Origin of the sequence: Serratia sp. NPDC078593 (assembly GCF_050268245.1) — a bacterium.
Classification (GTDB): Bacteria; Pseudomonadota; Gammaproteobacteria; order Enterobacterales; family Enterobacteriaceae; genus JBNNGK01.
In genome coordinates this window covers 29,743-42,590 of sequence record NZ_JBNNGK010000014.1, presented here as the reverse complement: position 1 = coordinate 42,590, position 12,848 = coordinate 29,743, and the positions used below count along the sequence as shown (strand labels likewise).

The 12,848-nt window shown below is 50.6% G+C and carries 12 protein-coding genes; 8 read left to right on the top strand and 4 right to left on the bottom strand.

Annotated features, from left to right (window positions below):
* Window positions 1–101: 101 nt before the first annotated feature.
* Complete coding sequence (gene grxC, locus ACQKDS_RS15330; protein WP_399672313.1) at window positions 102–350, bottom strand: glutaredoxin 3; 249 nt, start codon at window positions 348–350, stop codon at window positions 102–104.
* A gap of 27 nt (window positions 351–377) precedes the next feature.
* Window positions 378–812 (bottom strand): rhodanese-like domain-containing protein, encoded by a 435-nt coding sequence (locus ACQKDS_RS15325; protein ID WP_399672315.1) that lies wholly within the window; start codon window positions 810–812, stop codon window positions 378–380.
* A gap of 297 nt (window positions 813–1,109) precedes the next feature.
* Between ACQKDS_RS15325 and gpmM the strand changes: the two genes are divergently transcribed.
* Genes gpmM through ACQKDS_RS15310 form a run of 3 tightly spaced genes read left to right on the top strand, consistent with a single transcriptional unit; the run spans window position 1,110 to window position 4,951 of the window.
* Window positions 1,110–2,654: a 2,3-bisphosphoglycerate-independent phosphoglycerate mutase gene (gene gpmM / locus ACQKDS_RS15320; RefSeq protein ID WP_399672317.1), complete on the top strand. Its 1,545-nt coding sequence runs from the start codon at window positions 1,110–1,112 to the stop codon at window positions 2,652–2,654.
* Between the two features lie 9 nt (window positions 2,655–2,663).
* Complete coding sequence (envC, locus tag ACQKDS_RS15315) at window positions 2,664–3,998, top strand: murein hydrolase activator EnvC (RefSeq protein WP_399672319.1); 1,335 nt, start codon at window positions 2,664–2,666, stop codon at window positions 3,996–3,998.
* A gap of 2 nt (window positions 3,999–4,000) precedes the next feature.
* Window positions 4,001–4,951, top strand: a complete 951-nt coding sequence (locus ACQKDS_RS15310) for a divergent polysaccharide deacetylase family protein (RefSeq protein WP_399672321.1) — start codon at window positions 4,001–4,003, stop codon at window positions 4,949–4,951.
* A gap of 41 nt (window positions 4,952–4,992) precedes the next feature.
* On the opposite strand, the gene tdh is transcribed toward ACQKDS_RS15310, so the two are convergent.
* Together tdh and kbl are read right to left on the bottom strand one after the other, a co-directional pair.
* Window positions 4,993–6,018 carry an L-threonine 3-dehydrogenase gene (gene tdh / locus ACQKDS_RS15305; RefSeq protein ID WP_399672323.1) on the bottom strand — a complete coding sequence of 342 codons (1,026 nt, stop codon included), beginning with the start codon at window positions 6,016–6,018 and terminating at the stop codon, window positions 4,993–4,995.
* A 9-nt stretch (window positions 6,019–6,027) separates the two neighbouring features.
* Entirely contained in the window at window positions 6,028–7,224 is a 1,197-nt protein-coding gene (gene kbl, locus ACQKDS_RS15300; protein WP_399672325.1) for a glycine C-acetyltransferase, read from the bottom strand.
* Between the two features lie 241 nt (window positions 7,225–7,465).
* Between kbl and rfaD the strand changes: the two genes are divergently transcribed.
* From rfaD to ACQKDS_RS15275, 5 genes are read left to right on the top strand one after another with little or no spacing between them, the layout of a single operon-like run.
* The gene (gene rfaD, locus ACQKDS_RS15295; RefSeq protein WP_399672327.1) at window positions 7,466–8,398 is read left to right on the top strand and encodes an ADP-glyceromanno-heptose 6-epimerase; all 933 of its coding nucleotides are present in this window, start codon (window positions 7,466–7,468) and stop codon (window positions 8,396–8,398) included.
* A 21-nt stretch (window positions 8,399–8,419) separates the two neighbouring features.
* On the top strand, window positions 8,420–9,466 hold the full coding sequence (rfaF, locus tag ACQKDS_RS15290; RefSeq protein ID WP_399672329.1) for an ADP-heptose--LPS heptosyltransferase RfaF: 1,047 nt from the start codon (window positions 8,420–8,422) through the stop codon (window positions 9,464–9,466).
* 2 nt (window positions 9,467–9,468) lie between these two features.
* Entirely contained in the window at window positions 9,469–10,434 is a 966-nt protein-coding gene (gene rfaC, locus ACQKDS_RS15285; protein ID WP_399672331.1) for a lipopolysaccharide heptosyltransferase RfaC, read from the top strand.
* Complete coding sequence (locus ACQKDS_RS15280) at window positions 10,431–11,597, top strand: glycosyltransferase (protein ID WP_399672333.1); 1,167 nt, start codon at window positions 10,431–10,433, stop codon at window positions 11,595–11,597. The genes rfaC and ACQKDS_RS15280 overlap by 4 nt, the downstream gene beginning before the upstream one ends.
* Window positions 11,582–12,832 carry an O-antigen ligase family protein gene (locus ACQKDS_RS15275; protein WP_399672335.1) on the top strand — a complete coding sequence of 417 codons (1,251 nt, stop codon included), beginning with the start codon at window positions 11,582–11,584 and terminating at the stop codon, window positions 12,830–12,832. Before ACQKDS_RS15280 ends, ACQKDS_RS15275 begins: the two co-directional genes overlap by 16 nt.
* Window positions 12,833–12,848 lie beyond the last annotated feature (16 nt).

Below are 12,848 nucleotides of genomic sequence, written 5' to 3'. Positions count from 1 at the left end.
TACTTACCCGATGGAACCTAGGCTCCCGAAGCATCGTGGAGTTATCGCCTTGATGCTACTCGAATTATTGAGAGTATCGATACTCTGCACTGGCCGACCGCTTAAAGCAACGGATCCAAGCCACCACTTGCATCAAGTGCATGTAAATCATCGCAGCCGCCAATATGCTGGCCGTCGATGAAAATTTGAGGCACGGTGGTTCGCCCACTGCGTGCAATCATTTCTTCACGCTTCACATTGTCGCCGTCAATGGCGATTTCATTAAAAGCTGCGCCCTTGCTGTTCAACAACGCCTTTGCGCGATGACAAAAAGGACACGTCGCTTTAGTGTAAATGTCGATATTAGCCATGAAAAGCGCCTCTACTACGTTAAAGAATTATTTACCACGCGCCAAAGGCAGATTTTCACCGCTCCAGCCAGCAATGCCGTCTTTCAGCGTGGTGACGTTCTCGAAACCGGCTTTGTTCAACTCTTCTGCCGGCGCGCGCGCCGCCGTACCGTTAGCGCACACCACAATCACCGGCTGAGTTTTATGTTTTTCCAGCTCACCCAGGCTACCGTTTTTGATTTCGCTCGCCGTCAAATTGATCGCGTTGGCAATGTGGCCTTTACGGAAATCTTCGCGGCTACGGGTATCAACCACCACAGCATCTTCTTTGTTAATCAAGCGAGTAGCTTCACCACGGGTGATTTCTTTCACCTTGGAGAAACGGCTTTTGAAGGTCATCACAATCACGGCAACCAGCAGGGCAACCCAAGCCAGGCTAAGTATGGGATGCTTGCTAACGAATTGCATAATTTCTTGCAGCATGGGGTGTAACAACTCCCGTTAGTTAAGGGGAAAAATAAGTCAAGGCTCCAGAGTATACCTGCCGATTGCGGCAATTACAGCCAATTAGCATCTGTGATTGCAGAAACTGCGAGTGATACCAATAAAATGCCGCACCAATGGAAGAAAGTTATCGAACGTTCAACGCAACTTTGATCTCTCTGGGCGCTTTTTATCCTGCCACATTGTAATATCCCCTGCTTTGCAGGGTGCATAGCCATCATCCCGCGCGAGCAGATGGCTATGCATACTTAAAGCCTAAAAAATGAGGTTAAAATAATGTCGAGCAATAAAAAACCGATGGTTCTGGTGATTTTGGACGGTTACGGCCACCGCGAAGAGCAACAAGATAACGCCATCCTGAACGCCCGTACGCCGGTGATGGATCGCCTTTGGCAGCAACAGCCACATACGCTGATTGCCGCGTCTGGCCTGGATGTCGGTCTGCCAGAAGGGCAAATGGGCAACTCGGAAGTGGGTCACGTCAACTTAGGTGCAGGGCGTATTGTTTACCAGGATTTAACCCGCCTGGATAAAGAGATTAAAGACGGCGATTTCTACGCCAACCCAACCCTGACCGCAACCGTAGACAAAGCCGTACAGGCCGGTAAAGCCGTCCACATCATGGGGCTGATGTCGCCGGGCGGCGTACACAGCCATGAAGAACACATTCTGGCCATGGTGAAACTGGCGGCTCAACGCGGTGCCAAAGCCATTTACCTGCATGCATTCCTCGATGGCCGCGACACGCCACCGCGCAGTGCTGAATCCTCCCTGAAACGATTCACCGACGAGTTTGCCAAACTGGGCGCCGGCCGTATTGCTTCCATCATTGGCCGTTACTTTGCCATGGACCGCGACAATCGATGGGATCGCGTACAGTTAGCCTATGATTTGCTGACTCAGGCTAAAGGCGAGTTCCACGCCGACAACGCCGTGGCCGGGCTACAGGCCGCCTATGCCCGCGATGAAAACGACGAATTCGTTAAACCAACGGTGATCCAAGCGGCTGGGGAAGCCAGCGCTGAAATGCAGGATGGCGACGCATTAATCTTTATGAACTTCCGCGCCGACCGTGCTCGGCAAATCACCCGCGCTTTTGTCGACGCCGATTTCACGGGTTTCACGCGCGACAAAGTGGTGGCCTTCGCTGACTTCGTGATGCTGACTGAATACGCTGCCGACATCAAAACCGCCTGCGCTTATCCACCCGCATCACTGGTCAATACTTTCGGTGAGTGGTTAATGAAGCACGACAAAACCCAGTTACGCATCTCCGAAACTGAAAAGTACGCGCATGTCACTTTCTTCTATAACGGTGGCGTAGAACAACCATTCAACGGTGAAGACCGGGTGCTGATTAACTCGCCAAAGGTTGCCACCTACGATCTTCAGCCCGAAATGAGTGCTGCAGAACTGACCGACAAACTGCTGAGTGCCATCAACAGTGGTAAATACGATGCAATTATTTGCAACTATCCGAACGGCGATATGGTCGGCCACACGGGTATTTACGATGCCGCAGTCAAAGCGGTAGAAACGCTGGATAGTTGTATTGCACAAGTCGTTGATGCGGTAAAAGCCGTCGACGGTCAATTGCTGATCACCGCCGATCACGGTAACGCCGAGCAAATGCGTGACCCAGCTACGGGCCAGGCACACACTGCGCATACTAGCCTGCCGGTGCCATTAATTTACGTCGGCAAGCCGGCTACCGCAGTCAATGGCGGCAAGCTTTCAGACATCGCGCCAACCATGTTGACGTTGATGGGAATGGAAATCCCGCAAGAGATGACTGGTAAGCCGCTGTTCATCGTGGAATAATCCTTCTCCATGAGGGAGAAGGCGTATTTTGCACTATCAAGGGTAACCCGAAGCGCAAACGCTGGCAGCCAACCGCTGCCACTACGCGGTGCGCCGCGGACGTTAACCACACTGTGCGCCAGCGTGTTTTACGCTGGCGTATTGCTGTTGCCGCTATCCGGCCATGCTGCGAATGACAATAAAACCCAACTCAAAGACATCCAGCAGAGTATCGCTGAGAAAGAACAAGCGGTTAAACAGCAGCAGCAACAGCGCAATTCGTTACAAGAACAGCTCAAGTCGCAAGAAAAAACCATCGCGCAAGCTAGCCGTACGCTGCGTGATACCCAAAATACGCTAAATGCTTTGGATACAGACATTTCTGGCTTGAACGCCTCGATCGCCAAACTGCAAAAACAGCAAACAACACAACAAGATATTCTTGCCAAACAGCTCGATGCAGCATTCCGTCAAGGGCAACACAGCGCAGTCCAACTCATCTTAAGTGGCGAAGAAAGCCAGCGTAGCGAACGCATTTTGGCTTACTTCGGCTATCTGAATGAAGCGCGGCAGAAAACCATCGAAGAACTGAAGCAAACCCGTGTTGAACTGGCAGAAAAAAAGACGACGTTGGTCGCCAAGCAAAGCCAGCAACAAGCCTTGTTGAGTACACAGCGGGCACAGCAACAAAAGCTGGAACAAGCACGCAGTGCGCGCAAAAAAAACCTCTCTGCACTCGAAGCGTCGTTAGATAAAGATCAACAACGGCTGAACGAGCTACGACAGAATGAAACCCGTCTGCGCGATAAAATCGCCCGTGCTGAGCGTGAAGCCCGCGCCCGTGCTAAACGAGAAGCGCGTGAAGCCGCCCGCGTCCGTGAGCAAGTTCGTAAAAAAGAACAGCAAGCGAAGAAAACAGGTTCCAGTTACAAACCAAGCGAAAGTGAACGTTCACTGATGGCACGCACCGGTGGCTTGGGTCGTCCAAACGGTCAGGATTACTGGCCGGTACGTGGCAACACACTGCACCGTTTTGGCGAGCAGCAGCAAGGTGAGCTACGTTGGAAGGGCATGGTAATTGCAGCCAAAGAAGGCAGTGAGGTCAAAGCCATCGCCGACGGTCGTGTGCTGATGGCTGACTGGTTGCAAGGCTATGGTCTGGTGGTCGTGGTTGAACACGGTAAAGGTGATATGAGCCTGTACGGCTACAACCAAAGCGCCTTGGTTAACGTCGGTGCGCAGGTTCGTGCCGGACAGCCTATCGCATTAGTGGGCACCAGTGGGGGTCAAGGAACGCCTTCGCTCTATTTCGAAATTCGTCGCCAAGGTCGGGCGGTTAATCCACTGCCGTGGTTGGGAAAATAGATTTGCACTACATCAAAACGCGCAGCGCTATTGTGATTGGCTCCCTGCTGCTAGCCTGTGCCGCTCAGGCGGGTAAACTCTCAATTGTTATTGATGATGTGGGATATCGCCCACATGAAGAGAATGCCGTTTTGCAAATGCCTCTCGCCATTTCGGTCGCGGTATTGCCCAATGCACCGCATGCAAAGTTAATGGCAACCCGCGCCCACAACCAAGGCCGCGAAGTGTTGATTCATATGCCGATGGCCCCCATCAGCAAGCAGCCGTTGGAACGCGATACGCTCCATCCTTCAATGAGCAGTGAAGAAATTCAACGCATAATCCGCAACTCAGTCAATAATGTACCCTACGCCGTTGGCATGAATAATCATATGGGCAGCGCCATGACATCCAGCTTGCCCGCGATGCAAAAAGTGATGCAGGCACTGGAAAACTACCGTCTGTATTTTCTCGACAGCATGACCATCGGTAGTAGTCAGGCGACCCGCGCAGCCGCTGGCACCGGTGTAAAAGTGATCAAACGTCGGGTATTTCTGGATGACACCGCAAGCGAAGCCGATATTCGCCATCAGTTCAATCGTGCGGTCGCACTGGCACGGCGCAACGGTTCGGTTATTGCGATCGGCCACCCGCGCCCGGCCACCGTTAAAGTGTTAAAGCAGATGCTGGCAACCCTGCCAGCCGATATTGTGTTGGTCAGGCCAAGCTCACTGTTGAATGAAACGCAGTGGGTTAACCGTCACCATGAAACATCCGCCAAGCCGCAGCATCCACAATCTAACAACCCGTTCAAAAACGGCATTAAGCAATGTAAGGTGACGTTGCCAAAGGAAAAAACCAACGCAGGTACTGCGTTAAATGTGATTGCTGAGAGCCTGGCACAATCACCGGCCGTCACATTTATCAAATCTCAGTGGCAGCGTTGGATGGGATCGGCAGAGCGTCAATCATAAGGCCCGGCCTGCCGGACCCCATGATTCTTGCGAGCTCGGCATCAATCCCAGCTCAGCACCACTTTACCGGACAACCCAGAACGCATCGCATCAAAACCTTGCTGGAACTCGTCAATCGAGAAACGGTGAGTAATGATCGGTGTCAGATCCAGCCCAGACTGAATGAGCGCTGCCATTTTATACCAGGTTTCAAACATCTCACGGCCGTAAATCCCTTTGATAAACAGCCCTTTGAATATCACCTGATTCCAATCTATCGACATATCAGAAGGTGGAATACCCAGCATCGCGATTCGCCCGCCGTGATTCATCGCGTTGAGCAGCGTACGGAATGCCGGTGGCGCGCCAGACATCTCCAGACCTACGTCAAAACCTTCGGTCATGCCCAGCTCTGTCATCACATCGTCAAGATTTTCCTTACTGACGTTGACCGCTCGGGTGACGCCCATTTTACGCGCCAGCTCCAGACGATATTCATTCACGTCGGTAATCACCACGTGGCGCGCACCAACGTGTTTGCAGACGGCCGCGGCCATAATGCCAATCGGCCCGGCTCCGGAAACTAACACATCCTCACCGACCAGATCGAATGACAGTGCGGTGTGCACCGCGTTGCCGAACGGATCGAAGATCGATGCTAACTCATCAGAAATGTTATCTGGGATTTTGAAAGCATTAAACGCCGGGATCACCAAATATTCAGCAAAAGAGCCGGGGCGGTTCACGCCTACGCCGGTGGTATTACGACACAGGTGGGTACGACCACCACGGCAGTTACGGCAATGACCACAGGTAATGTGGCCTTCACCGGAAACACGATCGCCGATGTTAAACCCTTTGACTTCCTGACCAATGGCAACCACTTCGCCCACGTATTCGTGACCAACTACCATCGGTACCGGGATAGTTTTCTGAGACCATTCATCCCAGTTATAAATATGCACATCCGTTCCGCAAATCGCGGTTTTACGAATTTTAATCATGACATCGTTGTGACCCAGCTCAGGCTGAGGCACATCGGTCATCCAAATTCCTTCTTCCGCTTTCAGTTTTGACAATGCTTTCATGGAATTACCTTATGCAATAACGCCAAGATCTTTACCGATACGAATAAACGCTTCAACCGCACGTTCAATTTGCTCCGGTGAGTGATCGGCAGACATTTGGGTTCGGATACGCGCCTGACCCTTCGGCACCACCGGATAGAAGAAACCTGTTACGTAAATGCCTTCCTTAAGCAATGCATTGGCAAAATCCTGTGCCAATTTGGCGTCACCCAACATCACCGGGATGATGGCGTGATCGGCCCCCGCCAAGGTAAACCCGGCAGCGGTCATTTTTTCGCGGAACATACGGGCGTTGGACCACAAACGCTCGCGCAGCGCGTCCCCCTGTTCCAACAACTCGAGCACTTTAATCGACGCGGCAACAATGGCGGGTGCCAAGGAGTTAGAGAACAGATAAGGGCGCGAGCGCTGGCGTAACCATTCTACAACGTCTTTCTTCGCTGCGGTGTAGCCGCCTGAAGCCCCGCCCAATGCTTTACCCAACGTGCCGGTAATGATATCGACGCGGCCCATCACGTCGCAATATTCGTGTGTTCCTCGCCCCTGTTCACCAACAAAACCGACGGCGTGGGAGTCATCCACCATCACCAATGCCTGATATTCATCAGCTAAATCACATACGCCTTTCAAGTTGGCAATCACCCCATCCATCGAGAACACGCCATCGGTGGCAATCAGGATATGGCGAGCGCCGTCGGCCTTCGCCTGCTTCAGCTGTGCTTCAAGCTCATCCATATTGTTATTGGCATAGCGATAGCGTTTGGCCTTGCACAGACGCACGCCGTCAATAATCGAAGCGTGATTCAACGCATCAGAAATGATGGCGTCTTCAGGGCCTAACAGGGTTTCAAATAGGCCACCGTTGGCGTCAAAGCAGGATGAATAGAGGATGGCATCTTCCATTCCCAGGAACGCCGCCAACTTTTGCTCCAGCTGTTTGTGGCTGTCTTGCGTGCCGCAAATGAAACGTACTGAAGCCATACCAAAACCATGGCTGTCCATACCCGCCTTTGCGGCGTCAATCATCGCCGGATGATTGGCCAAACCCAAGTAGTTGTTGGCGCAAAAGTTGATCACATGGCTACCGTCCGCCACGGCGATATCGGCCTGCTGTGCGGACGTAATAATACGTTCTTCTTTGAACAATCCTTCAGCGCGGGTGGTGGCAATTTGTTGTTCCAACTGCTGATAAAAAGACGCGGACATTCGGTTATCTCCAGGATGGGCTCATTTCCGACATATTTTACTGATTTGTCGCCTGACTGACGAGAATACGCCGGAGAGAATATGAAAATTGCAGCAGATATCACGGCAAACGACTGCTATCCCCCGCTTCACGGGAGAATAAGAACCCTTACGATGTTTGCTGCGGTATGAAATGCTATTATAGGCGACATATCGTGTGGGGCATTGTGCACCACCAGGCAGAATAGCAGGGGTAAACCCAATGATTATCGTCACTGGCGGCGCCGGTATGATCGGCAGCAATATCGTTAAAGCACTGAATGATAGCGGATATCGCGATATTATGGTGGTAGACAACCTGAAAGACGGCACCAAATTCGTCAATCTGGTCGATCTCGATATCGCCGATTATATCGATAAAGAAGATTTCATCGCCAGCATCATGGCGGGCGATGATCTTGGCGACATTGATGCGGTGTTCCACGAAGGCGCCTGTTCCGCGACCACCGAGTGGGACGGTAAGTACATGATGGACAATAACTATCAGTACTCCAAAGATTTATTACACTACTGCCTGGAGCGTGAAATTCCGTTCCTGTATGCCTCTTCTGCCGCGACCTACGGCGGTCGCACCGAGAACTTCATCGAGGAACGTCAATATGAGCAACCGTTGAACGTTTACGGCTACTCTAAATTCCTGTTTGACCAATACGTGCGTGAAATCATGCCGCAGGCCGATTCGCAAATCTGCGGCTTCCGTTACTTCAACGTATATGGTCCACGTGAAGGCCATAAAGGCAGCATGGCCAGCGTCGCGTTTCATCTGGATGGCCAACTCAAGCGGGGTGAAAATCCAAAACTGTTCTCCGGCAGTGAAAACTTTAAGCGCGATTTTATCTACGTAGGTGATGTGGCAGCCGTGAATCTGTGGTTCTGGAAGAGCGGCGTGTCTGGCATCTTCAACTGCGGAACGGGTCGTGCGGAAACCTTCCAAGCCGTAGCCGATGCCGTGGTGGAATACCATCAAAAAGGCACTGTGGAATACATCGAATTCCCAGAAAAACTGAAAGGCCGCTACCAGGCTTATACGCAGGCCGATCTGACCAAGTTACGTGAAGCCGGTTACGATGCGCCATTCAAAACCGTTGCCGAAGGCGTGAAAGAGTACATGGCCTGGTTGAACCGCACTGCATAAGCTGAAGGAAATCTGCACGGTATGAAAATACTGGTTATCGGCCCTTCCTGGGTTGGCGATATGATGATGTCGCAAAGTCTCTACCGCACCCTAAAGGCCGAATACCCGTCGGCAGAAATTGATGTGATGGCACCAAGCTGGTGCCGTCCACTGCTGGCACGAATGCCTGAAGTCAACCGAGCACTCTCCATGCCATTGGGCCATGGCGCGTTGGCGATCGGCGAACGTTATCGACTGGGCCGCGAACTGCGAGCCACCGGCTACGACCGCGCTTATGTGTTGCCGAACTCGTTTAAATCAGCGCTGGTGCCCTTCTTTGCCCATGTGCCACTGCGTAGTGGCTGGCGTGGTGAAATGCGTTACGGCCTGCTCAATGACCTCCGCGTATTGGATAAAAACGCGTTTCCGTTAATGGTGCAGCGCTATGTGGCACTGGCCTACGATAAAAATCGGGTTCAACGCGCAGAAGATCTGCCGCATCCGTTACTGTGGCCGCAATTGCAGGTCAGCGACGAAGAAATTGCTGAAACCGCTTCCGCTTTCAATCTGACCGATGAACGTCCAACGATAGGATTTTGCCCGGGTGCAGAATTCGGCCCAGCCAAGCGTTGGCCACATTACCATTATGCTCAGTTAGCACATATGCTGATCGAACAAGGCTATCAGGTCGCTTTGTTCGGTTCCGCCAAAGACCATGAAGCCGGTGAACAAATCCGTGCAGCGCTGGTCGAAGAGATGCGCGATTACTGTATCAACCTAGCCGGCGAAACCCAGCTGGAACAAGCGGTCATTTTGATTGCCTCTTGCCAAGCGGTAGTCAGTAATGATTCTGGTTTGATGCACGTTGCCGCTGCGTTGAACAAACCTTTGATAGCCTTGTACGGCCCAAGCAGTCCGGACTTTACGCCTCCGCTATCCGATAAGGCAAAAGTTATCCGCCTCATCAGCGGCTATCATAAAGTGCGTAAAGGCGATGCGGATCAGGGCTATCACCAGAGTCTGATCGACATTCAGCCCCTACAAGTGTTGGACGCGCTGACGCCATTACTTGCCGCCAGCGAGGAATAATCATGCAAGTGTTGATCGTTAAAACCTCTTCCATGGGGGATGTGCTCCATACCTTGCCTGCGCTAACGGACGCCATGAATGCCATTCCCGGCATCCGTTTCGATTGGGTCGTCGAAGAGGGTTTTAGCCAGATCCCGACCTGGCATCCGGCAGTCGATCGCGTGATTCCCGTCGCCATTCGCCGTTGGCGAAAAAACTGGTTCGGCAGCGAAACACGTCAGCAACGTTGCGATTTCAAACGTCAGGTGCAGGAACGCAACTATGACATCGTCATCGATGCGCAAGGGTTGATCAAAAGTGCAGCGCTGGTGACGCGTATCGCCAAAGGCAGCAAGCATGGACAAGATTGTAAGAGTGCGCGTGAGCCCTTCGCCAGTTGGTTCTACAATCATCGCCATGAGATTGATCGGCAGCAACATGCCGTGGAACGCACGCGCGAACTGTTTGCTAAAAGCCTAGGCTATGCAAAACCAGCGGCCTATGGCGACTATGGCATTGCCGCCCGTTTTCTCAATCAACCGCAATCGGATGCCGGGCAATATTTGGTGTTCCTACATGCCACCACGCGTGACGAAAAACACTGGCCGGAGGAAAACTGGCGTGAACTGATTGCTCTGGTTGAACCGACCGGGCTGAAGATTAAGCTCCCTTGGGGCGCTGAGCATGAACACCAGCGCGCACAACGGCTAGCGGAAGGTTTCTCTCATGTAGAAGTGTTGCCGAAGCTCAGCCTACAACAGATTGCCACGGTGCTAGCCAACGCGCACGGGGTCGTATCCGTAGATACTGGCCTAAGCCACCTGACCGCCGCGCTCGACCGTCCGAATATTACCCTGTTCGGCCCTACCGATCCGGGGCTGATTGGCGGATACGGGCAAAATCAGGTGTCCAAAAAATCTGATAATAATTCGATGAAAACAATTTCAGCTATCGACGTATTTGCCTTGCTGCAGGAACAATACCCATGAAGCGGTTACACGTTATCAACTTAGGAAAAATGGGCGGTGCAGAAAAAATTTTTCTTCAGTTCCTGCATAATACAACGTCAGGCAGTGACAGCATCCTATGCATCAGTAATCACATTGCGCCAGAAATTGCCGATGGGTTAGGTAATACACCGGTCGTTTTTGCCAATCGCCTGACGAATAGCGCCCCGTTAAAGTTGCCTGTATTTCTGCGTAAATTAGCATTACTAAAAAAAATTGAAAAACAACAAGCAGACCTGGTGATTTTTTGGGATTTCGTTCCTAACTTGAAGCGTAAGATTAGAAACAGTAAGACCATTTATTATGATCATGGCTGCTCTTGGCGTTTTCCATTAAATAATAAAACGTTAGGCTTTTTCGCGAAAGTTGATGGCTGCATCGCTGTCAGCTATGCCTCCAAACGTGTGATGGAAGAACGTTTCAATCTGACTTGTCCCATCGAGATCGTTAGTAATTGTGTGCCACCACCGGTAATTCCTATCACACCCAAAACGGTTGAACCCACGACGCATGTGGTACTGGGTACAGCCTCTCGTTTGGTTTCTTTAAAAGGAATCGGTGTTTCTATCCTAACTCTGCAAGAACTATTGAAAAACAACATCTCTGCAGAATTGTATATTGCCGGCAAGGGGCCGGATGAAGAAGCATTACGCAAGTTAGTCGCTAAACTGAAGCTTGAAAAACACGTTCATTTTCTTGGTTTTCAACAAGATTTAACGTCTTTTTTCAACCGTATCGATTTCTATATCAGCACTCCTGTCACTGAGTCTTTTGGTTTATCCTGTCTGGAGGCCTTATATCATGCGGTACCGGTGATTTTCCCCTTAATAGATGGGCAGCCTGAAGTTATTCCTGATGGTAAATGTGGTATAGGCATTGAGCCGAGATTAACATTTGAGCAATATTATGCCCTGACAGGTATCAATATTGATTTCCCACATGATGTGTTCAACGCCGTCAAACAACAACTGATGCCGCCTTTAGTACTGGCTCCGGACGAGTGCGCTCAACAAATTATTAATATCATCCGTCAGCGCCAATATCTGACATTCAGCAAAAATGCGTTACAGCATGCCAATACGCAATTCGATTACACACTGTTTGTTAAAAATCTTGAGCAGAGCCTTTCATGTTTCATAAATTAAAAACAATCAATCCTCTCTCGCTCGCCTTTTTGTTGGTTGTGATTGCCGTATCCACAAGCTTAACGGATAGCACCGTTAACCGGAACGCGTTTTACCTGGCTACGCTGTTTGCCATTATTGCATTTATTTTCAGCAGGCCTCGTACGCTATCACGTGATGTCATTCTTACGGCAATTGCCGTATTTTGCGTAAGCATTAGCCAAGCTTTTTGGCTATGGCGCTTTCCCGCATTAGAGTCTTTAGAAATCAACGAGGAATATCTCACCAGCGCAACCCGCCTGCTATGTGGTGCGGTACTTATTTTTACACTGGGTTCCTTACGAGAAAAACTCGATCATAAAATCATAACATTTGCTAAAGGCTTATTAGTCATTGGTTTTTTTTACGCGACGAGCATTGCACTATATCTTCATGAGCAATCGCCGGAAAAAAGACTGGAAATTAATACGGTCGCTACCATGACAGCATATATTTATGTTTTGCAGTCGTTGTTAACCGTTTATGTCTTAACTGGCTGGCAATCGCGTTACAAACATCTTGCCATCGCTATCGTTATCCTGCTTAGCCTGTGGGTTATCCTACTCACGGAAACGCGATCTTCGTTATTAGGTTATCCCATTTTCTTGCTCCTATTGTTGTTCAGGAAACACCATTTCTCCTGCAAGAACATGCTGATAGGATTTTTCGTTTTCTTGGCTTCCGCCACGGCCACCTACTATTTATTTACCACCGCCACAGAGCGACTCGCTAATAGCGTCAATGAACTGGCCAACTATCAAAAAGGTGACGGTAACTCCTCCATTGGAGCGCGGATCAGTATGTGGAAAGCGGGAGCTCATGCCATAGAACAGATGCCCGAAGGGCAAAGCGCCGCCTCTCGTCTCAAGATCACAGCACAATATATCAATCAGTATGAAGGGGGCAATCCAGAAGCCTTGCGTAACCTCACTTTTCATCTTCATAATGACTTTATTGAAGCGGGTTCATTGCAAGGCCTACTCGGAATTTTGGCGCTGATATTTTTCTACTTACTCATTATTCATGCCAGCATTAAGTACTCGCATACCAAGGCGGTATTGTTGTTGCTTTTGTTGCCCACCTTAGTGATTGGAGCAGTAGATACATTATTTATCGATCACCGCTATGTCACTAATCTTACCCTGATGTTGGCTATCTATCTCTGTCTACAGCGCTCTGGCCTGAACAGCATCGGGATTAACGCGCAGAAAAATTGAATTTAAAACGGGGAGT

Coding starts and splice junctions, on each gene's coding strand:
- grxC (WP_399672313.1), bottom strand. CDS start 350: ATGGCTAATATCGACATTTACACTAAAGCGACGTGTCCTTTTTGTCAT.
- ACQKDS_RS15325 (WP_399672315.1), bottom strand. CDS start 812: ATGCTGCAAGAAATTATGCAATTCGTTAGCAAGCATCCCATACTTAGC.
- gpmM (WP_399672317.1), top strand. CDS start 1,110: ATGTCGAGCAATAAAAAACCGATGGTTCTGGTGATTTTGGACGGTTAC.
- envC (WP_399672319.1), top strand. CDS start 2,664: ATGAGGGAGAAGGCGTATTTTGCACTATCAAGGGTAACCCGAAGCGCA.
- tdh (WP_399672323.1), bottom strand. CDS start 6,018: ATGAAAGCATTGTCAAAACTGAAAGCGGAAGAAGGAATTTGGATGACC.
- kbl (WP_399672325.1), bottom strand. CDS start 7,224: ATGTCCGCGTCTTTTTATCAGCAGTTGGAACAACAAATTGCCACCACC.
- rfaD (WP_399672327.1), top strand. CDS start 7,466: ATGATTATCGTCACTGGCGGCGCCGGTATGATCGGCAGCAATATCGTT.
- rfaF (WP_399672329.1), top strand. CDS start 8,420: ATGAAAATACTGGTTATCGGCCCTTCCTGGGTTGGCGATATGATGATG.
- rfaC (WP_399672331.1), top strand. CDS start 9,469: ATGCAAGTGTTGATCGTTAAAACCTCTTCCATGGGGGATGTGCTCCAT.
- ACQKDS_RS15280 (WP_399672333.1), top strand. CDS start 10,431: ATGAAGCGGTTACACGTTATCAACTTAGGAAAAATGGGCGGTGCAGAA.
- ACQKDS_RS15275 (WP_399672335.1), top strand. CDS start 11,582: ATGTTTCATAAATTAAAAACAATCAATCCTCTCTCGCTCGCCTTTTTG.